The organism is Nostoc sp. DedQUE07 (assembly GCF_034530975.2).
Classification (GTDB): domain Bacteria; phylum Cyanobacteriota; class Cyanobacteriia; order Cyanobacteriales; family Nostocaceae; genus Nostoc.
Window position 1 is genome coordinate 63,930 of record NZ_JAVRCC020000026.1, and the last position, 21,185, is coordinate 85,114.

The window sequence follows — 21,185 nt, forward strand, 5'->3', positions numbered from 1 at the left end:
TTCAGTCTTTTACGTTTTCGATAATATTGTTGTACTTGAATTTCAGTTTGATAACCAGATTATTTAAGCAATTCCTGAAACCTTTCTTCACTCTTCTAAAGGTCAACTCTACAGGTTTATAAATTATCCTTGTATTTTAAGAGTTTTAACTTCTAAATCCTAACTTTGTTGATATGCCAGAACAACAGCAGTGGACTATAACAGCAACTGAACAACCACCAGAATGGTTTATCCAAGCAGTAAAACAGTATACACCTGCATCAAATGGACTGTATGCAGCGCAGTTGTTGTGGCAACGAGGTATTAAAGATCGTCAAAAATTAACAGCTTTTATCAACTATAAAGCTTATCAACCAGCAAGTCCCTTTGAGTTTGGACAAGAAATGCATCTGGCGATCGCACGGTTGCAACAAGCATATAATACTAAAGAAAAAATTGCCATTTGGGGAGATTTCGATGCTGATGGCATTACCGCTACATCGGTACTTTGGGATGGATTGGGGCAGTTTTTTGCTCAAAATACTCAGTTAGTTTATTACATTCCTAATCGTCTGAAAGAATCCCACGGACTTAATAATCAAGGAATTGATAACTTAGCAAAAGAAGGTTGCAAATTAATAGTTACTTGCGATACAGGTAGCACAAACATTGAAGAAATTATCTATGCCAAACAGCTAGGTATAGATGTAATAGTTACAGACCATCACACTTTACCAGCTGAACGCCCACCTGTTGCAGCAATTATCAATCCCCGCTATTTTCCAAAGGAACATCAGTTATTTAATCTTTCTGGGGTGGCGGTAGGTTATAAGTTGGTGGAAGCGCTATATCAAAGTCTGCCCAATGTTGCTAAATATCCGTTAGAAGATTTATTAGATTTAGTTGCAGTTGGATTAATTGCGGATTTGGTGCAGTTAAGTGGAGATTGCCGCTACTTGGCACAGATGGGAATTCAACGACTGCAAGAAGATTTTAAACAGCCAGCAGCAGCGCGACGGCGGCCAGGTGTAGGGCGATTATTAGAATTGTGCCAGAAAAGTGGCGATCGCCCCACAGATATTTCTTTTGGTTTGGGGCCGAGAATTAACGCCGTTAGTCGCATCCAAGGTGATGCCAGTTTTTGCCTGGAATTATTAACTAGTCGGGATGTCAAACGTTGTAACGAACTAGCCGAAGTTACAGAACTCGCCAACGCCCGCCGCAAATCTTTACAAAAAGATGTGCAAGCACAAGTGGCGCAAAAACTCACTCAATTAGATTTATCAACCACCAGCGTCATTGTCTTAGAAGATGCCCAATGGCCTGCGGGTGTATTGGGCTTAGTTGCTGGACAGGTAGCACAAGAAACTGGACGCCCGACGATTTTGTTGAGTACGGAAGGGGCAGGGGAAGCAGGAGAGCAGGGGAGCAGGGGAGCAGGGGGAGCAGGGGGAGAAATTACTTCTTTATCTTCTAACTCAGAACTCAGAACTCAGAACTCAGAACTCATCTTAGCTCGTGGTTCTGCTCGTTCGGTGAATTCTGTCGATTTATACCAACTGGTGAAAGAGCAAGCACATTTGTTACATCGCTTTGGGGGACATCCCTTTGCAGCTGGTTTGAGTTTGTTGGTGGAGAATATTCCTTTATTTACAGCAGCGATTAATCAGCAGTTGCGGCAATCTTTAGGTAGTACAACTCTAACGCCAACCGTGCAAGCAGACTTGACGGTAACAGTAGCCGACTTGGGGAAAGAGTTATTTTTGGAACTGAAACTGTTAGAACCTTGTGGAATGGGTAATCCTGTTCCGAAATTGCTAATTCAAAACTGCTGGTTTGAAAATTCTTGGCATCGCAATCAGCAGGATTGGCAGGGGAAAAAGGTACAGTACATTAAAGCTGAGTTTGATATTCGGGATGACTCTACCAGAAATGCTTTTCCTGGTTTATGGTGGGGACACTACAAAGATGAATTGCCTATAGGAAGATGTGATTGCATAGCAGAACTAGACTACAACACCTTCAAAAAACGTTATGAAATCAGATTGATTGCCGTGCGTTCTTCTGCTAACTCAGCACTCAACACTCAGCTATCGCTAACACCCTTCATCCTAGACTTACGGAATCAGGAACACTCAGCAACTCAACATTCAGGACTAATTATTGAAGATTGTCCCACGAATTGGGATGATTTACGTATGTGGTTGCGGCGATGTTTGGCAATCAGCCGCTCTACGTCTGGGCTTGAGAATCAGCAACAATTAGCGATCGCTTGGTCTAAACCTAAGCATCAACCACCCAATCAAATTTGGCTGACTCTTGTCGGAATTGCCAAATATCTCAGTCGCACAAATCAACTAGTTACCCGCAGACAACTTTTAGAGAAAATTGGCATCAGCGATCAAACCTTACTTGTCGGCATCAAAACTTTAAAATACTTAGGGTTCACAGTTCAACGACAAGACCGTTCTTTACAAATTAGTTGGAATCCAAACGATAGTGCCGAAAACCTTGCTGAGGAAGCAGTTGCACGATTTTTAGCTGCTGTTCGAGAAGAACAATTTCAGCAACAGTATTTTGCGGAAGTTCCTTTATCTACGATTGTGGCGATCGCCAGCTATGACAGTAAATAATTTAAAGGGTTTATAGCGTTCGCTACACAGCCTCTTTCCCTCTGCTCCTCGGTCACTGAGCGTAGCCGTTGGCGAAGCCTCTCGTAGAGAAGTGCTGCTCCCCTGCCCCGGTTACTGAGCGGAGTCGAAGTATGCCCCCCTGCTCCCCTGCGGTCTAAATGATAAGTCTTCAGCAGGACACTATATGAGTCCTATCGGGTGTCATCCCTGAAGTTACAGAGGTGTACCAGAAGGCTGTTGCAACCTATTGTTACTGTTAACAGTTTTTGTTTCTACAAAACTTTCTCGACCTGTAATCAATCTAGAGCGGCGATTACGAGTAATATAATTCCATCCCCACTGAATTGCTACTACTACTTTAGTGTCAAACTCGATTAAGAAGTAGATGTGAATTACTAGCCAAAAGAGCCAAGCAATGAAACCTTTGAGTTTGACTAAGCCTAAATCTACAACAGCTAAATTTTGCCCAATCATCGCCAAAGTACCCACGTCATTGTAACGAAATTGTGGCAAAGTCTCACCTTGCAACCTGCGTTTAATGAGTTTAGCTACATACTCTCCTTGTTGTTTGGCTACAGGTGCAACACCAGGTAAGGGTTTACCATTTTGATGGGAAAAGTTGCCTAAATCTCCCACTACAAAAATGTTGTTATAACCCTTGATAGACAAGTCCGGTTCTACAATCACACGTCCGTCGCGATCGCACTCTACACCTGTACTTTTTGCTAGGGCTTTCCCCATAGGCGAACCTTGAACACCTGCTGCCCACAAGATAGTTTTTGAGGTAATTTCTGTCAATTCATCGCCTCGCTTGAAAGTAACGATGTTACCTTCAATATTTGTCACTCTGGTGTTGGTGTAGACAGCCACACCCAACTTTTGCAAAGATTCTGCTGCTACTTTCGATAATTCTGGTGAAATGTGTGGGAGGATGCGAGCGCCACCTTGCAATAGTACAATTCTCGCTTCTGAAGTATTGATGCTGCGGAAATCTTCTGTGAGAGTTTGGTATGCTAATTCTGCGATCGCGCCGGATAATTCTACACCTGTGGGCCCGCCCCCCACAATCACAAAAGTCAACAAAGCACGGCGTTTTTCTGGATCGGTTTCTTTTTCTGCCGCTTCAAATGCCGAAAATATCTGGCGACGCATTTCTATAGCATCTTCAACAGTTTTCAAGCCAGGAGCAAATTCTTTCCAGTTATCTTTACCAAAATAGGAATGGTTAACACCTGTGGCGACAATCAATGTGTCATAAGGTACTACTTCATCACCCAAAATAACTTGTTGTGCTTTTGGATCGATATCATTTACCTTTCCCAACAACACTTTTGTATTCTTGCTTTTGCTGAATACAGATCGCAATGGTGCAGAAATATCAGCAGGTGATAGCGTACCTGTGGCAACTTGATATAAAAGCGGCTGAAATAGGTGAAAGTTACGTTTATCAATGAGAGTAACATTTACATTTGCTTTCTTCAAAGCTTTTGCTGTATACAGTCCACCAAAGCCGCCACCAACAATAACAACCCGATGTGGTGCATTCTTTTCAAGTGAGACTTCCATAAGAAATATTTCCTTGTGTTAAGAAGTTGTAACTATTCTTAACAAAGATGTAACAGCATTATGATAGTGGTTGCTGTCTATTTAGAACAATTGAAAAAATGATGAAAGTAGTCAAAGTTAGTTTTTATATCAAGTCCGGCTAATTTAGTTATGATTCCCACAGTCATCGCACCCCACCCCCAACCCCTCCCCGCTTGCGGGGAGGGGTTGGGGGTGGGGTTGATCGAGCCGCTCAAAATGTGCTTTGAATAATTCCGCCATCTACCTGTAGCATGACTCCGTTCACAAATGAGGCTGCTGGTGAACTCAGAAATACCGCAACATTGGCAAACTCTTCTGGTGTTCCGATACGACCCAAAGGGACTGTCCCATTGATTCTAGCAATTTCTGCTTCTTTCGTTTCACGACTTTTAGCAATGCGGGCATTGAGCAATTCTTCTACCCGTTCTGTATATGTCCAGCCTGGTAGAATACTGTTGACGCGAATTTTATCGCTACCCAGTTCTTGGCTGAGAGTTTTCGTTAAACCAATCACTGCTAATCGAATGGAATTAGATAAAACCAGATTTTGGACTGGTTGTTTAGTTGAGGTTGAGGTGATAGTCAGAATTGCTGGTGCGGTAGATTGGCGTAAGTGAGGTAAAGCGTATTTTACCAGACGTACCGCACTCAACAAAGTCAAGTCGATCGAAGTTTCCCAAGTTGCCAAATCAATATCATCAAAACTAAAGTTTTTATTTCCGAAAATCGCCAGCTTTCTGATTTCCAAAAATCCACTAAAATGTCAACGATAAAATCGCTAGTTACTTTGGATTCTGTGAAATACAAAAATAGCTCGTCAAGCTCTGGAAGAAAGATACCATAAGGCGCGTTTCCTTCAATAACTTTTTCAATGAATCTGTTTATTGTATTGACACCTCAAACATCCCAAAATCGAATCATCATTCAATTTACTACAACTTGGGGTGGGAGAGGCTGCCGTTGGCAGCCTCTCCCACCCCCCTAACAATGATTATCATTTTTATTATCTATATATTTTATTTTCTGGAAGTCCCTAACACCATTTCTGCTTCTGAAAACGCAACTGTTTTGTAAATTAACTAAGTGTTTTTGTATACAAATATTGTAAATGCCAATTACTACTTTTGAAGTATTAATTTATTGAAAAACTAAGACTATTGGAAGAGTAAAAGTAATTTTTTTTTAACTAAAACTCTAAGCAATAGAAGAGTTAAGACAAATCAATTTGTCCCAAGTTTGATAATTAAAACACATATACCAACCACAAGAGGTAATGGTCATGAGTACAGTCATGAACCAACGGATCAACGTTGAAAAGACTTTAACCATTAACAAACCAGTAGAGGAACTTTATCGCTTTTGGCGTAACTTTGATAACTTGCCACGCTTTATCAAGCATCTCAAAGAGGTGAGGCTATACGACGAGAAGCGATCGCACTGGATTAGCAAAGGATTCTTAAATGAAAGCGTTGAGTGGGATGTAGTCATTACCGAAGACCGAGAAAACGAATTGATTGCCTGGACTTCGGTTGAAGGCGCAGCAATTGAAACCTCTGGTCGCGTCCACTTCAAGCCAGCACCTGGGAATCGTGGCACTGAGGTAAAAACAGTCCGAGAATTTACCCCGCCTGGGGGTGCGATTGGGGCTGCGTTGGCGAAGCCCGTCGCAGACATCGCTAAATTATTTGGCGAAGACCCAGAACAGCAAATCGGAGATGATTTACGCCGCTTAAAAATGATGATGGAAGCAGGCGAGATTGCCACCACAGAGGGACAACCAAGAGGGAAATAGTTACTTGTCCTTTGTTTATTAGCTAACGACAAATGACTAAGGACTAATGAGAAGACTAACGACTAATAACCAATGATCTAAGGACTAATGACTATGAAAGCAGCTTGCTGGCATGGTGCTAATGATGTGCGGGTCGAAACAGTTCCCGATCCAAAAATTCTCAACCCGCGCGATGCCATCCTTAAAGTGACATCAACAACCATTTGTGGTTCTGACTTGCACCTCTACGATGGCTACATTCCGACGATGCAACCGGGTGACATTCTTGGTCACGAGTTTATGGGGGAAGTTGTTGAAATTGGTAGCGAAGTCAAGAAATTGCAAAAGGGCGATCGCGTGGCTGTCTCTTCTATGGTCGGCTGCGGCTCGTGTTTCTTCTGCCAACGAGATTTATGGTCACTATGCGATAACTCCAACCCCAACGCTTGGATGCAGGAAAAGGTGTTTGGCTTTGGTACGTCGGGAATTTATGGCTATTCCCATTTATTCGGTGGCTATGCCGGTGGCGATGCAGAATATGTTCGCGTGCCGTTCGCTGATTTCGGCGCGCTTAAACTTCCCCAAGACATTCCCGATGAAAAACTGCTGCCGATCACCGATGCCTTTCCCACCGGCTACATGGGAGCAGATTTATGTAATATTCAGCCTGGAGACACCGTAGCAGTCTGGGGTTGTGGCCCAGTCGGACAGTTCGCTATGGTCAGTGCCTATCTACTCGGTGCCGAGCGCGTGATTGGCATCGATCGCTTTCCCTACCGCTTGCAACTGGCTAAGGACTTCGCGAAAGCGGAAACAATCAATTATGAGGAAGTCGATGCGGGCGAAGCCCTGAAAGAAATGACAGGCGGGCGCGGTCCCGATGCTTGCATTGATGCCTGTGGCATGGAAGCTCATGGGATCGGGCTGGAAGGATTCTACGATGAAGCGAAGCAGGCAGTACGGCTGGAAACCGATCGCCCTCATGTGTTGCGGCAAATGATTCTGGCTTGTCGCAAGGGTGGCACTCTGTCGGTCATGGGCGTTTATGCTGGCTTCGTGGACAAGATGCCGATGGGCGCTTTCATGAACAAAGGTTTGACGCTCAAAACGGGACAAATGCACGGTCAAAAGTATATGCCTCGGTTGCTGGGTCACGTCATCGAAGGCGAAGTCGATCCATCTGCTGTATTCTCACATCGCCTCAGTCTAGAAGACGCACCACGCGGCTTTGAGCTTTTCAAACACAAACAAGACAACTGTGTCAAAGTCTTACTCAAACCCTGATTTCAAGCAAATTTTGGGGTGCGGCAAGGTGCAAAGACGCTAAGGAAGCTTGTCATCTCTTACCCTTTGCGTCTAACGCTTCGCCTCTGGCTAATGTGCGAAATAAAAAAGGAGAACAACTCAATGAAAGCAGTTTGCTGGCACGGCGCTAACGATGTACGGGTAGAAACAGTACCCGATCCAAAAATCATTAACCCGCGTGATGCGATTGTTAAAATCACGTCAACGGCGATTTGCGGTTCTGATTTACATCTTTATGACGGTTACATCCCCACGATGGAAAAGGGCGACATCCTTGGTCATGAATTTATGGGGGAGGTCATCGAGCTAGGCAGTGCCGTCAAGAATGTGAAGATAGGCGATCGCGTTGTCGTCCCCTTTACCATTTCCTGCGGCTCCTGTTTCTTTTGTCAAAAAGATTTGTGGTCGTTGTGCGATAACTCCAACCCTAACGCTTGGATCGCAGAAAAACTGATGGGTCATTCCCCATCTGGTCTTTTCGGCTACTCCCATATGATGGGTGGCTATGCTGGAGGTCAAGCTGAATATGCCCGCGTTCCCTTTGCCGATGTCGGTTTATTCAAGATTCCTGATGGACTAACAGACGAACAAGTCCTGTTTCTGACGGATATCTTCCCCACTGGCTACATGGCAGCGGAAAACTGCGATATCCAGCCAGGAGATACTGTAGCGATCTGGGGCTGCGGTCCAGTCGGACAGTTTGCCATTAGAAGTGCATATATGCTAGGTGCCGAGCGCGTCATTGCGATCGATCGAGTTCCCGAACGCCTACAGATGGCGAAAGACGGCAAGGCAGAAGTCCTTAACTATGAGGAAGTCGAGGTGGGTGAAGCATTGAAAGAAATGACGGGTGGTCGCGGCCCCGATGCTTGCATGGATGCAGTGGGAATGGAAGCCCACGGTACGGGTCCAGATGCGTTTTACGACCAGGTAAAGCAAGCCGTGCGTATGGAAACCGACCGACCCACTGCCCTAAGGCAAGTGATTGTTGCCTGTCGCAAAGGTGGCACTGTTTCAATTCCTGGTGTTTACGGCGGCTTTGTAGACAAGATACCGATGGGTGCTGCCATGAACAAAGCCTTAACATTTAAAACAGGACAAACGCACGTTCATAGGTACTTGCGCCCGTTACTCGATCGCGTCCAAAATGGCGATATCGACCCATCTTTTGTAATCACCCATCGTCTGCCGCTAGAACAAGCACCGCACGGCTACGAAATTTTCAAGCACAAGAAGGACAACTGTATCAAGATCGTGCTCAAGCCAGGTCAGGCTGCCTAAAACCCCACAAGAACACGAAAAAACCAAGTCTAGCCAATACTTTAGGAGGTAGAGATGACAGAAGAACTCACAAATAAGAAAGTTGCCATTCTGGTTACAGATGGCTTTGAGCAAGTTGAAATGGCTCAACCAAAGCTTGCCCTTGAGTCAGCAGGTGCTCAAACCCACATCATTTCACCTAAGAGCGATCGCGTTCAGGGCTGGAACCATTTTGACAAAGGGGATTTTTTCTCGGTAGATGTCCCCCTCGATCGAGTAAATCCAGCCGACTATGATGCCCTCCTGCTTCCCGGTGGTGTTGCCAATCCAGATCAACTTCGGACTAAAGCCTCTGCGATCGAGTTTATAAAGTCCTTCTTCGATGCTGACAAGCCGGTAGCAGTGATCTGCCACGGACCTTGGACTCTGATCGAGGCAGATGTGGTGCGCGGACGGCAGATCACCTCGTGGCCGTCGCTCAAGACCGATCTCCAGAACGCAGGTGCCCAGTGGCTAGATCGGGAAGTTGTAGTTGATAGCAACCTCGTGTCGAGCCGCAAGCCAGACGACATCCCAGCCTTCAACCGGGAAATGATCGAGCTGTTCAGCCATGCAGGGCAGGTACGTCAGACAGTGTGAGGACTCGGAGCGTTAATCAGGAGAACAGCTATGGAACAGCATCGATTTGGTTCCACGCAGCGCGAGGTGGCAGCGATCGGTCAAGGAACCTGGTACATCGATAACGGTGACCGCGCCTCTGCGATCGCCGCTTTGCGCCAAGGACTCGATCTCGGCATGACCCACATCGATACGGCAGAGATGTACGGCAGCGCCGAGGAGGTGGTCGCCGAGGCGATCGCTGGACGACGCGATCGGGTTTTCCTGGTTTCCAAGGTTCTTCCTGGAAATGCTTCTCGGAGAGGGACGATCGTAGCCTGCGAGAAATCCCTCGCTCGACTTCATACCGATCGGCTGGACTCTTATCTGTTGCACTGGCGCGGTCAACACCCACTGGAGGAGACGATCGCTGCCTTCGAGCAGCTTCAGCACGAGGGGAAGATTCTCTGCTGGGGCGTGAGCAACTTCGATCTGCCTGACCTTGAAGCAGTCCAGAAGATCGCTGGCGAGGGTTCTCTCGTCTGCAATCAAGTCCTTTACCATTTGAGAGAGAGAGCGATCGAACACGCTGTGATCCCCTGGTGTGAGAAGCATGGGGTCGCCGTAGTCGCATACAGCCCGTTCGGTCATGGGGATTTTCCCAGCTCGCGCACAACCGCAGGTCGCGTACTACAGGAAATCGCCGCCGCCCATAACGCCACCCCTCGCCAAGTCGCGCTCCGATTTCTGGTGCGGCATTCCTCGCTCTTCGCAATCCCCAAAGCATCCAACCCCGAACACGCCGCTGAAAACGCGGGAGCCGGGGAACTCAATCTGACCCAAACCGAACTCGATCGAATCGACGCAGCCTTCCCGACCGGATCTCGTCCCCGCGTGCTTCCCATGCTGTAAGCCTGATTGGCTCGCCTGCGGGCTGCCTGCCCATGAATTGAAGGCACCGCGCTGATGGAGAAGACTTCCGAGCTTTTTGCCTAGCCGCCCACCATTGAGGAGGTTGACATCGTTAGCTAGTCAAGCTTCCTTGATGGGGGAGTTTACCTACTTCTCCCTTGTCTATCTCTTGTAAAGCTGCATCTAATCTATCAACTGCGTTCGCGTAGCGTGCCGGAGGCATTCGCTTTTCCTACCCAGGATGGAATTGACTGTTGCCAGCCGTTTTGCTGAGTCACAATTGGCCCAGCGATGTATTGAACAATTTCACGACTTGCTCCTGCTAGATCGAGTAGACTGGCTGTTACAACTTTATTAATCCCTTGGCTGGTTGGTAACTGAAATATCTAAAAGTCATTCACCACAGTACTTTCAGGCTATCTTGCCTCTGGTGACAGCTTTGCTATATCTATGCCATCAAAGTTGTACTCAAACCATAAGGCAGGAGAAAAGACACGGAGAGTATTAATCATCACTAACTTTGCTTCTGTTAAAAATGTTGTAATTCTCTTAACCAAATAAATCAGCCCATCACATAACATCTTGAAAGAGATAGATTAAATACCATTGTGTCTATCATCAAAATTTACTCTGTGGTTAGCATTCAAAGCTTTACTTTAGTTGTGTTTAACACACAGAGATATTTCTGGGAGTTTCGGTTAGTTAGTGCTGATGGCGCAGTATTTGGTGAACAAAGACTGTACTATACCCCCCAAGCAGCAGCAGAAGCCGGCCGGAAGTGTATGCAACTTGACTAGTAATGAACTGAGTTACTTTAAAACCCTTTTTAAAAGAAAGACCTTCTTGAAATTCTAGTCTTAAGTTTTTAGGAGTTTCTATGCGGATTGCTCAAATTGCTCCTCTTTGGGAGAGAGTTCCACCTCTTGGTTATGGTGGAACAGAATTAGTTGTAGGCTTATTGACCGATGAATTAGTTAGGCGAGGGCATGAAGTAACGCTATTTGCATCGGGAGATTCAATAACTTTGGCAAAACTGCAATCAGTTCATCCTTGTGCTTTGAGACTAGATTCAAGCATCAAAGAGTGTAACATCTATGAAATGTTGGAACTGGCTTTGGTATATGAGCAAGCAGAAACCTTTGACATAATTCATTCACATATAGGCTGTAGTGCGTTGCCCTATGCGAATTTAGTAAAGACACCGACAGTTACCACATTACATGGTATCTTTACCCCTGATAACGAAAAGATGTTTCAATATGCCAAAAACCAGCCCTATGTAAGTATTTCCAATTCCCAACGTGAATCTAGGTTAGGGTTGAATTATGTAGCAACTGTCTACAATGGTATTGATATCAGTAGTCATAAGTTTCATCCTCAGCCGGACGAACCACCTTATCTGGCTTTTTTGGGAAGAATTGCAGCAGAAAAGGGAACGCACTTAGCAATACAGATTGCAAAAGAGGCTGGTTGGCGTTTAAAGATGGCAGGTAAGGTAGATGTCGTTGATGTGGAGTATTTTGAGCGAGAAATTCAACCCTTAATTGATGGTCAGCAAATTCAGTATTTGGGTGAAGCTAACCATGTTCAAAAGAATGCTTTGATGGGGGGTGCAGTAGCAACTTTATTTACGATTACTTGGCGAGAACCATTTGGTTTGGTAATGACAGAATCAATGGCAGCAGGAACACCAGTCATCGCCATGAATTTGGGTTCAGTTCCCGAAGTAATTGTCCACGGAAAAACTGGCTTCATATGTAACAGCATTTCTGAATGTGTTAATGCCGTTAACAAAGTGGCAGAACTAGATCGTTATGCTTGTCGTAAGCATGTCGAGAATTGTTTTAGTGTGCCAAAAATGGTAGATGGCTATGAAGCAGTTTATCAACCTGACTTTTCCCGTTAAGTCTTGAAAAGCTTACTAGCAAAGGATTTAAGTAACAGCACAGCATATACGGGACAGTAAGAGAAATCAGGTGCTAAAGGTGACGAGCAATGCTGGACTGGTGGGAGAAAAATTTTCCGACCTGTGAGTTGAGCAATTACCTACAATTACAGCAAACAACCCTAACAACGTTTTTGCTTTTGGTACTTCCTTGTGCGATTACATCATCATTGGTAATTCCCCACGTTAACTTACGTCTAGTTTTTAAATAAACTCATCTTTTAACATTTATTATTCAATCAGAGGAGCAATACTATTAATCATCACTAACTTTGCTTCTGTTAAAAATGTTGTAATTCTCTTAACCAAATAAATCAGCCCATCACATAACATCTTGAAAGAGATAGATTAAATACCATTGTGTCTATCATCAAAATTTACTCTGTGGTCAGCATTCAAAGCTTTACTTTAGTTGTGTTTAACACACAGAGATATTTCTGGGAGTTTCGGTTAGTTAGTGCTGATGGCGCAGTATTTGGTGAACAAAGACTGTACTATACCCCCAAGCAGCAGCAGAAGCCGGCCGGAAGTGTATTCAACTTGACTAGTAATGAACCCAGGCTCTTCAAGATATACAGGATGCATATTTATGATTTGTATATTTTATTTTCTGGAATTCCCTTACACGTTCAATATCTTTTTGACTAGTAACGTCCGCACGCAGAGGTAGCACTTCTGTACCTGTTTCGCTTTCAATCTGGGCAGCGGTTTTGTCAACTAACTCACTGCGGGCGCAGATGGCAACTTTTGCACCCTCACGGGCAAATTGCCTCGCTGTAGCTTTGCCCAAACCTTTACTAGCAGCTGTCACTAAGGCGACTTTGCCACGGAGTTGCAAATCCATAATCTTGATTCTTCTTAATTTACAGCAATTTGAAGCCAAGGTTATTGAGAGCTTCACGCAAGCGATCGCGTCCTCTCAATGATTCTACAGTGGCGATGCGTTGGGCTGAGTGTTCTGACCAATCGCCGGCAACATTCATCTTTTGTTCAGTATAGAATTCTTTGATGATGTCGTTGTAATGAGCGATCGCTTCTTCTTGTTCTGCCAATTTATAGGTTTCACGGTGCAGCACAGCTGACTGGGGCAACCTTGGCTTAATCGCCGCTTCTACTTCCGGATTCGGATAGCCCACACACAGCCCAAATACAGCATACACAGAGGAGGGCAAATTCAATATCTGTGCTACCTCTTGTGGGTGGTTCCTGATTCCACCGATATATACTGTTCCTAAACCAAGTGACTCAGCTGCAACTGCGGCATTTTGCGCCGCCAACGTTGCATCAATTGTTGCCATCACAAACATTTCCAAATATTCCAGCGCATCATGAGATATGCCGCGACTGTCAGCAACATGACTTAGACGCGCCAAATCTGCTAACCAAACCAAGAATAAAGGAACCTGCTTAATATGTGCTTGGTTTCCCGCTAGCTTGGATAACTCCTCTTTGCGCTGTCGATCTTCGACTGCTACCACACTCCAGGTTTGCAAATTTGAGGAAGTAGATGCAGATTGGGCGGCTGCAATTAGTAATTCCAGAGTTCCCGGTGGTAAAGGATCGGCTAGATAAGACCGAATTGAACGGTGAGATAGTAGTGCTGTTAGCGAATCATTCCATGCAATTTCGGGGTTGAAGGGAATTTCACCGTAACGCGATCGCAGTAATTCTGTAGGATTAGTCATAATCAATTCCAAGATTTACATTTTCAAATTTGCTACTAATACCAATTTCATCTGTAGGTGCATACATCTGTATACCCCTACAGCCGATTCATTGTACTAGTTTATGTTTTTGGTGAGAAAGCAGCATATTCTTCTTTTGTCAACATTGCATCCTTCACATTTATTTCTTTGGGAATTAACTTCAATTTGTAATATGTATCTGCAACACCTTGTTGTAGATTTATCAAATTGTCGTCAATTGGTACAATCCCAAAAGTCCGCCTATTAGTTGCTTTTTTCATCGTTTCTAAATCAATTCCTAACACAGGTGCGAGAGTTTTTGCTACTTCTTCTCGATTCTGTTTAGACCATTCTTCGAGATTTTTAATTTCCTCTACTATTGCCTTGACAGTTTGGGGATTTTCAGTGACAAATTTGCGACTCATCAAATAATATCCTCCCTGTTTATTAATTCCTGTGCCATCAATCAGGACTCTAGCTTTAGTTGCCTCTTCAGCGGCTGCATAAAATGGGTCCCAAATTACCCAAGCATCTACACTCCCTTTCACAAATGCAGCACGAGCATCAGCCGGAGCCAAATATTTAGGTTCAATATCTGTATATTTTAATCCAGCTTTTTCTAAAGCTTGGACTAACAATAAATGGGCACTAGATCCCTTCTGAAAGGCGACTCTTTTACCCTTCAAGTCAGTAAGTTTTTGAATTTGCGAATTTTGAGAAACAAGAATTGCAGAACTAGCTGGAGTAGCCGCAGTACCAACAACATAAGTTAGTGATGCTCCCGCTGCTTGGGCAAATATTGGCGGTGATTCTCCCACAGGGCCAATGTCAATACTACCCACATTCATCGCTTCTAGTAGTTGTGGCCCCGCTTGAAATTCAGTCCACTTTACAGTTATTCCTTCTGGCGCTAAACGCTTTTCTAAAACACCCTTAGTTCTCAGCAAAATGGTCGATTTTTGATAACCAAATCTGACTACTGTTGCTTTACTGGAAGTAGAATTACCCTGAGATGTGGCATTGGGATTAGGGGCATTAACAGTCGGTGTCGATGAACAAGCAGCAAATAGCAAGCTCAGACAAAGACCTGTAACAAAAGCCCCTACTGTTGGCAAAGGAGAAGAAAAGAATAATTTATGCTGGTTGTTAAAGGGGATATTCCTGAATTTTATCAACGATATCCACTTGGCAATAAAACGGCGAAAGATTTGGTTAATCATCAAAATGATTTCTCTGAGCTATATGAATACTATAAACTTATAGGTTTACCGGAGTATATAAATAAATTTAGGTTCAATTGACAATAAATAACTGGGAGGCGGAGTCGGAACTACTCCGCTCAGTTCAGTTACCCTGCTCTTAAGTAAGCTACAGTCGGGGTTTAAATCTCCTTATGTAACTCTCTTCTCTACGAGATGCAGCGCGAATAATTTTGAATTTTGAATTTTGAATTTTGAATTGTTAATATCCCAATGCCGAAAAACACAGCACTAATTTAGTAAATCGGGTTCTTCGCGCACAATCCGATCGTAAAGCGGCTGGAAACTGAACCACCCACTTACATGTGACCCCACTTGAGTTTGTGTTAAACGGGCTGTTTCGTGTTTGATAGTAGTGGGTCTACCCGCAGCTTCTGCCAACAGTTGGCCTTGGCACGATCGCTCTAAGCTAATGTACCAAAAGGCAGCTTCATCGACTGTATGTCCCACAGTTAAAATACTATGGTTACGTAGGATTATGGCTTTCTTTGGCCCCAAGGCTTGCGCCAATCGCTGACCTTCAGAAGTTTCTAAAACAACACCTGTAAAATCGTCAAACAGGGCATGGTCTTCGTAAAAAGCACAAGAATCTTGAGTCAAGGGGTCAAGGAGACGCCCCAAACTAGACCAGGCTTTACCATAAAGTGAGTGGGCGTGAGCCGCTGCGATGACATCAGGTCGAGCTTCATGAATCTGAGAATGGATGGCGAAAGCAGCTTGGTTTACATCAGCATCGCCTTTAACGACTTCACCATCTTTGTTAACTAGAATCAGGTCAGAAACTCTGATATGACCAAAGTATGCCCCGAATGGATTGACCCAGAAATGGTCTGTGAACTCAGGATCGCGAGCCGTAATATGGCCTGCGATTCCCTCACTGAAGCCAAACTTACCAAACAAGCGAAAGGCGGCGGCGAGACGTTGCTTGCGGTGCAGGCGTTCGTCTTCAACTCGCTCGAAAACTGGGGGTTTTGGTCTAATATAATTGGCCATGTTATTTTTCCTCCTCTTCTTTACAGGGAGCGTTGGAATATCCAGAGCGAAAGGATTTGACGCTGTGAGATGCTGGGATGAACTGGTGACGCAAGACGCAACCAGTATCATTACCCAAGGTATGAATCGATACAGATGCGCTCTGGGATGTGGTTTTGACGGCGTGGATATCACCATCTGGTGGTAAGAGGCGGTAGATATCCCCTGGTTGAAGCCTACGCACTTCAGTTACTTGTAATTGTGCGTGCCCTTCTACATCACTGTTATCTATACGGCGATAGACTGTTTCTTCTTGATCGCCCTTGTATAAACCAATCAATCCCCAGGCTAGATGATCGTGGACGGGAGTCGTGGAACCTGGGGGAATTACCAAACTGAATACCGACAGCGAACGATCTTGAGCGCGATAAAGCAGCCATTGACCAATACCGCCACCCATCCGGCTTTCGGGATTGACTTGGGCAAACTTTTGGGGTAGCCATTGCTGTTGGGCAAGGAGTTCTTGAAAATAAGGTTCTAATCTAGCGAGAGTTTGTGTGCGATCGTTAACAGTGCTAACGCTAATTTTTTGCACTGTTGCTACAAAGGATCGTAGTTCCTGGCTCTCAATAAACCATTGGTCTTCTGGTAACGGTTCTAAAATAGTGTGGTTCGTCATCTATATTCCTCTGTTGAGGAGGCGACTAAGATTAACTAATTCGTAATTCGTAATTCGTAATTCGTAATTTAATTACGATTTATTTTAATACCAGGATGAATCTTGAAGCCAAGTTGCTCAAGTTTTAGATGAGAAAGGGACTCCTTCAGAATGATAGTAAAAGGATATCGCTGAAATACAGTAGCTTTACCTTGTGACAATAGCAGCCTAGCATGGCTGATGCGTACTGGATATAACGGTTGTTTGTTGGCATCAAGAATGAATACTTTAGTCATACAATTTTAAATTTTAGATTTGCGATCGCCAGCTATGACAGTAAATAATTTAAAGGGTTTATAGCATTTGCTACACAGCCTCTTTCCCCCTGCTCCTCTGCTCCCCGGTAACAGAGCGACTTGCCTTGAGCGAAGTCGAAAGGAGCCGAAGTGCTGCTCCCCTGCTCCTTTTCTAAAAGGAGAAGATAAGAATGAGAGTCTAGAAGTCAACTCCAGCACTCTCGTCTTTACCTCTCATTTAGGGATTGCCAAGAAATAAATCATCCAATTTCGTGGGGTGTCCCACAATCATTTGTAGTTGGATATTTTTATTAGGAAGCCCCTTAGCAGCTATATTAATTTCTGTAAGTACTATAAGTCGGTCGGATAACCGTTGAATTAACTACAAGCAGAAATTATCACATACAAATTTAAAAAGCAAGTCGATTGATCATAGTTCTGGATGGGAGCAACGCCGAAAGGCGGAATTGTCCATATCATCTAGATATGTATCGTTCGTCCACAATGCCAAAAAGGAAATATGGTCAATCTCGAAGCTGAAGACCGCAAACAATTAATAACTCTCCTAAAAGATTTACCAGAACTGGCTACAGAGCGATCGCGTCAGCAAATTTTGGAGCTAGCAGGTCTGAAACAGTTAATACCCATGATCAATCTTTCGGGTGCTTCATTTGTGGCGGTTAGTGAGATCGTTAGCTATCTATCTAATTACGGGCGTTTAACCTATGACGATGAGGCGCTGGGGCAGTTATTGAATACTTTGAAAAGCCTTATGGGAGTCCAGCAGCAAGAGTTTTTGGATATGCTGCTGACTAAGTATGACATGATGACCCCGATCGCAAGATTACCTGCTATCAATGAGTGGCGAGGAGGGAAAACGACTTCAGATGTATTAGAGAAAATAATTGGTGAGAATACTCTACGCCCAATCTCATTTTTACAGCAGGGACTTCAGGTAGCGCGATCAGTTGCCTATATTGGGGTAATAACTAGCCAAGAACGCTGGTCAGGAACCGGATTTCTTGTGGCTCAAGATTTATTGTTGACTAACAATCATGTTCTGCCTAGCTCAAATCTACTGGCAGATACAATTTTTCGTTTTAATTACGAAGAGAATTTTCAGGGAGAAGCTCAACAAACTGATGAGTATCGCCCTAAACCCAATGGAGCTTTTCATACCAACCAAGCTCTTGATTACACTTTAGTTCAACTTGGAGGAGAACCTGGAAAAAAATGGGGTTGGTTGCCACTTACATCTAAAGCTATTAGTATTGGTAGCCGAGTTAATATAATTCAGCACCCATCAGGACAACCTAAGCAGATTTCGCTTCAGAATAATTTTGTTCAATACGTGGGCGGTAATGTGGTGCAGTATATAACCTCTACTTTACAAGGCTCCTCTGGTTCTCCAGTTTTTAATGATGGTTGGCAGATTGTTGCTCTACACCATGCTGGGGGTAATATCCCTGAACCAACAACTCAGCAGCGTTACTTTAGAAACGAGGGGATACAGATAGAGAGCATCTTAGCCGATTTACCCTTAGAGCTTGTAAACTTGCTTAAGGCAGCAAGGAATACCTCGCTTTAGAGAAATCCTACAAGTATCTAAGGTTCTATGATGTATGAGTATCAAATCCCAATTGTTACAGTTGCTAGTCAAGATGCCAGCTACTCTACAGATTGGAGAGCGTAAGGCTCTCTTGATGGTTACGGGATTTGATCATTTGAATACTAGAATCAACTCTTTCGAGAAAAGTAATATAGTCTTTTTTACAGAATTGATTGAACTCGTATTCTCTGAAGGACAAGACCAATTATTGGTATTTATTAGGATGCTTGCAGATAGCGAATTTAGTGGTTTGGAGACTAGGCAAAAACTAAATGCTATTATTGCAGAGATTTCCACTTTAGAATTTCAACAACGGAATAGCGATTTTATTGAACGTAAGAGTACTCAAGCAATTAGTATTATTTCTACTCCTAACCAAAGTGGGGAAATCTTGGAGGAAGAACAAGATACAAAGTTGCTTGTTCCACCAATTCTGGGAACTCAGCCTTTTGAATTTACAGTTGTAATGGTAGATGCCCAAGGCAAAGAGATTAAACGTAGTCAAAGACAAAACTACTACTTAACTGAAGACCTTGGTAACGGGGTAAATTTAGAAATGGTTTATATACCAGGCGGAGAATTTTGGATGGGTTCGCCAGAATCTGAAGGAAAGCGATACTCCAATGAAAGACCTCAACATAAAGTAACAATTAAACCATTTTTGATAAGCAAGTACGCGATTACACAAGTACAGTGGAGAGAAGTTGCTTCTTTGCAAGAAGTTCGTCAAACCCTTAAACTTCGTCCGTCGCGCAACGGAGGCAAAAGTCATCCTATTACCCAAGTTTCTTGGTTTGATGCTGTTGAATTTTGCGATCGCTTATCTGAAAAAACAGGCAAACAGTATCGTCTTCCTAGCGAAGCAGAGTGGGAATATGCCTGTCGTTCTGGAACCACTACTCCTTTTCATTTTAGGGAAACTATTACTTCCGATCTAGCTAATTATGATGGTCGTTACTCTTATCGGTCAGAAAGAAAAGGAATTTATCGTGAAATAACTATTCCTGTGGGTAGTTTGCAGATTGCTAATTTTTTTGGACTATTTGATATGCATGGTAATGTTTGGGAGTGGTGCTTAGACCATTGGCATGAGAATTATAATAATGCACCAAATAATGGAGATACTTGGTGGGATAGCAGTGATAATCAAACTCGTGTAATGCGCGGTGGATCATGGCGCAACGACCCGCACCTGTGCCGATCAAGTTCCCGCTTACAAAAAAATGCGAGTGAGATGTCTAACCATATTGGTTTTAGAATTGTTTGTTCTCTCTAGACTGATACATTGTAAATTTTTGTCTAATTTATTCATCACTTATGCTATTTCATCTTCCTCTAAAGATGAATTGTCGATGGTGAGGTGTTGATGCTTTTTGCGTGCTGCAAGAGTTTGGCGATATTCGTATGCTTGAGGCGCTGGTTCAAATACATCAATCCTTAAAACGCCAGTTGCTTTCTGAATTTCTTTGACAGCTTGCTCAATCTCATTCATTGAAACTTTGAAAAAATCTCTCTTTGGGTTCACTGTATTCACTTTTTTATCATCAAAACGTTGGTGCAAGCGCTGCAATGTATCAAAAGAATCTTCAGAGAATATTTTGAAGTGAACATCAAATTGAAATGGAACTGCGGGGTTCATGTCCCTAATATATTCATCTTCTCTATTACGAACGGTTCTACATATTCGATATACATCCCGTTCAAGAGAGCCTATATTAGAAATTATATAGATGTATCCCGATTTGAGTCTTCTAGATTCAGAAAGAGCATTTTCTTTATCACTGCGATCTTCAGCAACTTGCCGTTCTAGTTCCTGAATTTTCAAATATAGTTGTTGTCGCTTTTCGCCTTCAGTCAGTTCTATTTCTTGTCTAACTTTATCAAGCTCTTGTTGGTGAAGTATTTCTCTTTCTTCAGCTTCTTCAGCTTTCTGTCTTGCCTTGTCAATTGATTCACGTTCTTTGTTTTGCTTTTTATCTTCTAGCTCTCTCTCGCGCTCTTGCTGTTTTTTATCTTCTAGCTCGTACTGTAAATCTAACTCAACTAATTTCAATTGCAAATATTTTTCTGATATGTTAAAATTTAAAGTTTTTAAACACTTATTGTATTTATTAAATGTATTATTTATTCTCTTTTTTAAAGAGTCAACATTGTTATATCTAACTTCTTTTACCGCATACTTACATCGTTCTTCAAACGCAAGCTCAACCAATTTGAGAATGTCGTTTATCATTTTATCACCTTTTCTTTTACTATCACCAACTGTCCATTGAGTATCACAAATATAGGCTTGGTTATTTTTTACCATATTTTCCTGTTGTAACTTGATATTCTTTAGCCTAATAATGTAATCTTCAGAACTGATAAACTCATACTTTGGCTCATAATAATCTATAGATTGAAGATAGACTTTTGCATCAAGTTCAGAAAATTGCTGCTGAAGATTTATGATTTTGGTATTAAGAGATACCTGTTTATTTTCTAGTAAATCAATATTTGATTCCAACTGCCGTTGATACCCTTCTTTGTCAGCTAATGTATCATACCTACGTAACTTCTCCCTCACCTGAGACTCTGCAATTAATGCTTGTACTAATGCAGCAATAAGTCCGGCTACTAATACCAATAATCCTAGAACTGTTAAGGACATGAAACCTAGTATTTACACTTGTGTACCCTTTAATTTAGCTTAGAATATTTTTTTAGACGTGTGGCCA

20 protein-coding genes and 1 pseudogene are annotated in these 21,185 nt (G+C 43.3%); 10 read left to right on the forward strand and 11 right to left on the reverse strand.

Going from position 1 to position 21,185, the window contains the following annotated elements:
* The first annotated feature begins 173 nt into the window (after positions 1-173).
* The gene (locus RMZ95_RS19940) at positions 174-2,612 is read left to right on the forward strand and encodes a single-stranded-DNA-specific exonuclease RecJ (protein ID WP_322685541.1); all 2,439 of its coding nucleotides are present in this window, start codon (positions 174-176) and stop codon (positions 2,610-2,612) included.
* A gap of 213 nt (positions 2,613-2,825) precedes the next feature.
* On the opposite strand, the gene RMZ95_RS19945 is transcribed toward RMZ95_RS19940, so the two are convergent.
* The 3 genes and pseudogenes from RMZ95_RS19945 to RMZ95_RS19955 form a co-directional block, all read right to left on the reverse strand.
* Positions 2,826-4,178, reverse strand: a complete 1,353-nt coding sequence (locus RMZ95_RS19945) for an NAD(P)/FAD-dependent oxidoreductase (RefSeq protein ID WP_322671930.1) — start codon at positions 4,176-4,178, stop codon at positions 2,826-2,828.
* Between the two features lie 232 nt (positions 4,179-4,410).
* Positions 4,411-4,947, reverse strand: coding sequence for an SDR family oxidoreductase (locus RMZ95_RS19950; RefSeq protein WP_322685542.1), 537 nt, complete (start codon positions 4,945-4,947; stop codon positions 4,411-4,413).
* Positions 4,899-5,045: pseudogene (locus RMZ95_RS19955) on the reverse strand (ISAzo13-like element transposase-related protein); the annotation flags it as partial. The pseudogene RMZ95_RS19955 and the gene RMZ95_RS19950, both read right to left, overlap by 49 nt.
* 433 nt (positions 5,046-5,478) lie before the next feature.
* Here RMZ95_RS19955 and RMZ95_RS19960 point away from each other — a divergent pair.
* The 5 genes from RMZ95_RS19960 to RMZ95_RS19980 all read left to right on the forward strand — a co-directional run bounded on the left by RMZ95_RS19960 (position 5,479) and on the right by RMZ95_RS19980 (position 10,044).
* Entirely contained in the window at positions 5,479-5,991 is a 513-nt protein-coding gene (locus RMZ95_RS19960; RefSeq protein ID WP_322671932.1) for an SRPBCC family protein, read from the forward strand.
* 93 nt (positions 5,992-6,084) lie between these two features.
* Positions 6,085-7,254 (forward strand): zinc-dependent alcohol dehydrogenase, encoded by a 1,170-nt coding sequence (locus RMZ95_RS19965; protein WP_322685543.1) that lies wholly within the window; start codon positions 6,085-6,087, stop codon positions 7,252-7,254.
* A gap of 123 nt (positions 7,255-7,377) precedes the next feature.
* Entirely contained in the window at positions 7,378-8,556 is a 1,179-nt protein-coding gene (locus RMZ95_RS19970; protein WP_322685544.1) for a zinc-dependent alcohol dehydrogenase, read from the forward strand.
* A 54-nt stretch (positions 8,557-8,610) separates the two neighbouring features.
* Positions 8,611-9,174, forward strand: coding sequence for a type 1 glutamine amidotransferase domain-containing protein (locus RMZ95_RS19975; RefSeq protein WP_322685545.1), 564 nt, complete (start codon positions 8,611-8,613; stop codon positions 9,172-9,174).
* Between the two features lie 30 nt (positions 9,175-9,204).
* Positions 9,205-10,044 (forward strand): aldo/keto reductase, encoded by an 840-nt coding sequence (locus tag RMZ95_RS19980; protein WP_322685546.1) that lies wholly within the window; start codon positions 9,205-9,207, stop codon positions 10,042-10,044.
* Positions 10,045-10,460: 416 nt separating this feature from the next.
* Here the strand turns inward: RMZ95_RS19980 and RMZ95_RS19985 are convergent, their stop codons facing one another.
* The gene (locus tag RMZ95_RS19985) at positions 10,461-10,601 is read right to left on the reverse strand and encodes a hypothetical protein (protein WP_322671937.1); all 141 of its coding nucleotides are present in this window, start codon (positions 10,599-10,601) and stop codon (positions 10,461-10,463) included.
* Positions 10,602-10,652: 51 nt separating this feature from the next.
* Here RMZ95_RS19985 and RMZ95_RS19990 point away from each other — a divergent pair, with 51 nt between their 5' ends.
* Together RMZ95_RS19990 and RMZ95_RS19995 are read left to right on the forward strand one after the other, a co-directional pair.
* Positions 10,653-10,841 carry a hypothetical protein gene (locus RMZ95_RS19990; protein WP_322685547.1) on the forward strand — a complete coding sequence of 63 codons (189 nt, stop codon included), beginning with the start codon at positions 10,653-10,655 and terminating at the stop codon, positions 10,839-10,841.
* Positions 10,842-10,921: 80 nt separating this feature from the next.
* Positions 10,922-11,950, forward strand: a complete 1,029-nt coding sequence (locus RMZ95_RS19995; protein ID WP_322685548.1) for a glycosyltransferase family 4 protein — start codon at positions 10,922-10,924, stop codon at positions 11,948-11,950.
* Between the two features lie 604 nt (positions 11,951-12,554).
* On the opposite strand, the gene RMZ95_RS20000 is transcribed toward RMZ95_RS19995, so the two are convergent.
* The 6 genes from RMZ95_RS20000 to RMZ95_RS20025 form a co-directional block, all read right to left on the reverse strand.
* Entirely contained in the window at positions 12,555-12,833 is a 279-nt protein-coding gene (locus tag RMZ95_RS20000) for an SDR family NAD(P)-dependent oxidoreductase (protein ID WP_322685549.1), read from the reverse strand.
* Positions 12,834-12,852: 19 nt separating this feature from the next.
* Positions 12,853-13,674 carry an NADPH-dependent oxidoreductase gene (locus RMZ95_RS20005; protein ID WP_322685550.1) on the reverse strand — a complete coding sequence of 274 codons (822 nt, stop codon included), beginning with the start codon at positions 13,672-13,674 and terminating at the stop codon, positions 12,853-12,855.
* 101 nt (positions 13,675-13,775) lie between these two features.
* Positions 13,776-14,894, reverse strand: coding sequence for a sulfonate ABC transporter substrate-binding protein (locus RMZ95_RS20010; protein ID WP_322685551.1), 1,119 nt, complete (start codon positions 14,892-14,894; stop codon positions 13,776-13,778).
* A gap of 270 nt (positions 14,895-15,164) precedes the next feature.
* Positions 15,165-15,926, reverse strand: coding sequence for a class II aldolase/adducin family protein (locus RMZ95_RS20015; RefSeq protein WP_322666378.1), 762 nt, complete (start codon positions 15,924-15,926; stop codon positions 15,165-15,167).
* 1 nt (position 15,927) lies between these two features.
* A complete protein-coding gene (locus tag RMZ95_RS20020; protein WP_322685552.1) occupies positions 15,928-16,584 on the reverse strand; it encodes a hypothetical protein in 657 nt (218 codons plus the stop codon).
* A gap of 68 nt (positions 16,585-16,652) precedes the next feature.
* Positions 16,653-16,859: an RRXRR domain-containing protein gene (locus RMZ95_RS20025; protein WP_322666382.1), complete on the reverse strand. Its 207-nt coding sequence runs from the start codon at positions 16,857-16,859 to the stop codon at positions 16,653-16,655.
* Positions 16,860-17,379: 520 nt separating this feature from the next.
* On the opposite strand from RMZ95_RS20025, the gene RMZ95_RS20030 reads away from it, so the two are divergent.
* A complete protein-coding gene (locus tag RMZ95_RS20030; protein WP_322685553.1) occupies positions 17,380-18,447 on the forward strand; it encodes a trypsin-like peptidase domain-containing protein in 1,068 nt (355 codons plus the stop codon).
* A 34-nt stretch (positions 18,448-18,481) separates the two neighbouring features.
* Positions 18,482-19,744: a formylglycine-generating enzyme family protein gene (locus RMZ95_RS20035; protein ID WP_322685554.1), complete on the forward strand. Its 1,263-nt coding sequence runs from the start codon at positions 18,482-18,484 to the stop codon at positions 19,742-19,744.
* Positions 19,745-19,783: 39 nt separating this feature from the next.
* On the opposite strand, the gene RMZ95_RS20040 is transcribed toward RMZ95_RS20035, so the two are convergent.
* A complete protein-coding gene (locus RMZ95_RS20040; RefSeq protein ID WP_322685555.1) occupies positions 19,784-21,118 on the reverse strand; it encodes a DUF4041 domain-containing protein in 1,335 nt (444 codons plus the stop codon).
* Positions 21,119-21,185: the final 67 nt, after the last annotated feature.

Coding starts and splice junctions, on each gene's coding strand:
- RMZ95_RS20000 (WP_322685549.1), bottom strand. CDS start 12,833: ATGGATTTGCAACTCCGTGGCAAAGTCGCCTTAGTGACAGCTGCTAGT.
- RMZ95_RS20015 (WP_322666378.1), bottom strand. CDS start 15,926: ATGGCCAATTATATTAGACCAAAACCCCCAGTTTTCGAGCGAGTTGAA.
- RMZ95_RS20030 (WP_322685553.1), top strand. CDS start 17,380: ATGGTCAATCTCGAAGCTGAAGACCGCAAACAATTAATAACTCTCCTA.
- RMZ95_RS19960 (WP_322671932.1), top strand. CDS start 5,479: ATGAGTACAGTCATGAACCAACGGATCAACGTTGAAAAGACTTTAACC.
- RMZ95_RS19995 (WP_322685548.1), top strand. CDS start 10,922: ATGCGGATTGCTCAAATTGCTCCTCTTTGGGAGAGAGTTCCACCTCTT.
- RMZ95_RS20040 (WP_322685555.1), bottom strand. CDS start 21,118: ATGTCCTTAACAGTTCTAGGATTATTGGTATTAGTAGCCGGACTTATT.
- RMZ95_RS19945 (WP_322671930.1), bottom strand. CDS start 4,178: ATGGAAGTCTCACTTGAAAAGAATGCACCACATCGGGTTGTTATTGTT.
- RMZ95_RS20025 (WP_322666382.1), bottom strand. CDS start 16,859: ATGACTAAAGTATTCATTCTTGATGCCAACAAACAACCGTTATATCCA.
- RMZ95_RS20020 (WP_322685552.1), bottom strand. CDS start 16,584: ATGACGAACCACACTATTTTAGAACCGTTACCAGAAGACCAATGGTTT.
- RMZ95_RS20035 (WP_322685554.1), top strand. CDS start 18,482: ATGAGTATCAAATCCCAATTGTTACAGTTGCTAGTCAAGATGCCAGCT.
- RMZ95_RS19980 (WP_322685546.1), top strand. CDS start 9,205: ATGGAACAGCATCGATTTGGTTCCACGCAGCGCGAGGTGGCAGCGATC.
- RMZ95_RS20010 (WP_322685551.1), bottom strand. CDS start 14,894: ATGATTAACCAAATCTTTCGCCGTTTTATTGCCAAGTGGATATCGTTG.
- RMZ95_RS19965 (WP_322685543.1), top strand. CDS start 6,085: ATGAAAGCAGCTTGCTGGCATGGTGCTAATGATGTGCGGGTCGAAACA.
- RMZ95_RS20005 (WP_322685550.1), bottom strand. CDS start 13,674: ATGACTAATCCTACAGAATTACTGCGATCGCGTTACGGTGAAATTCCC.
- RMZ95_RS19940 (WP_322685541.1), top strand. CDS start 174: ATGCCAGAACAACAGCAGTGGACTATAACAGCAACTGAACAACCACCA.
- RMZ95_RS19970 (WP_322685544.1), top strand. CDS start 7,378: ATGAAAGCAGTTTGCTGGCACGGCGCTAACGATGTACGGGTAGAAACA.
- RMZ95_RS19975 (WP_322685545.1), top strand. CDS start 8,611: ATGACAGAAGAACTCACAAATAAGAAAGTTGCCATTCTGGTTACAGAT.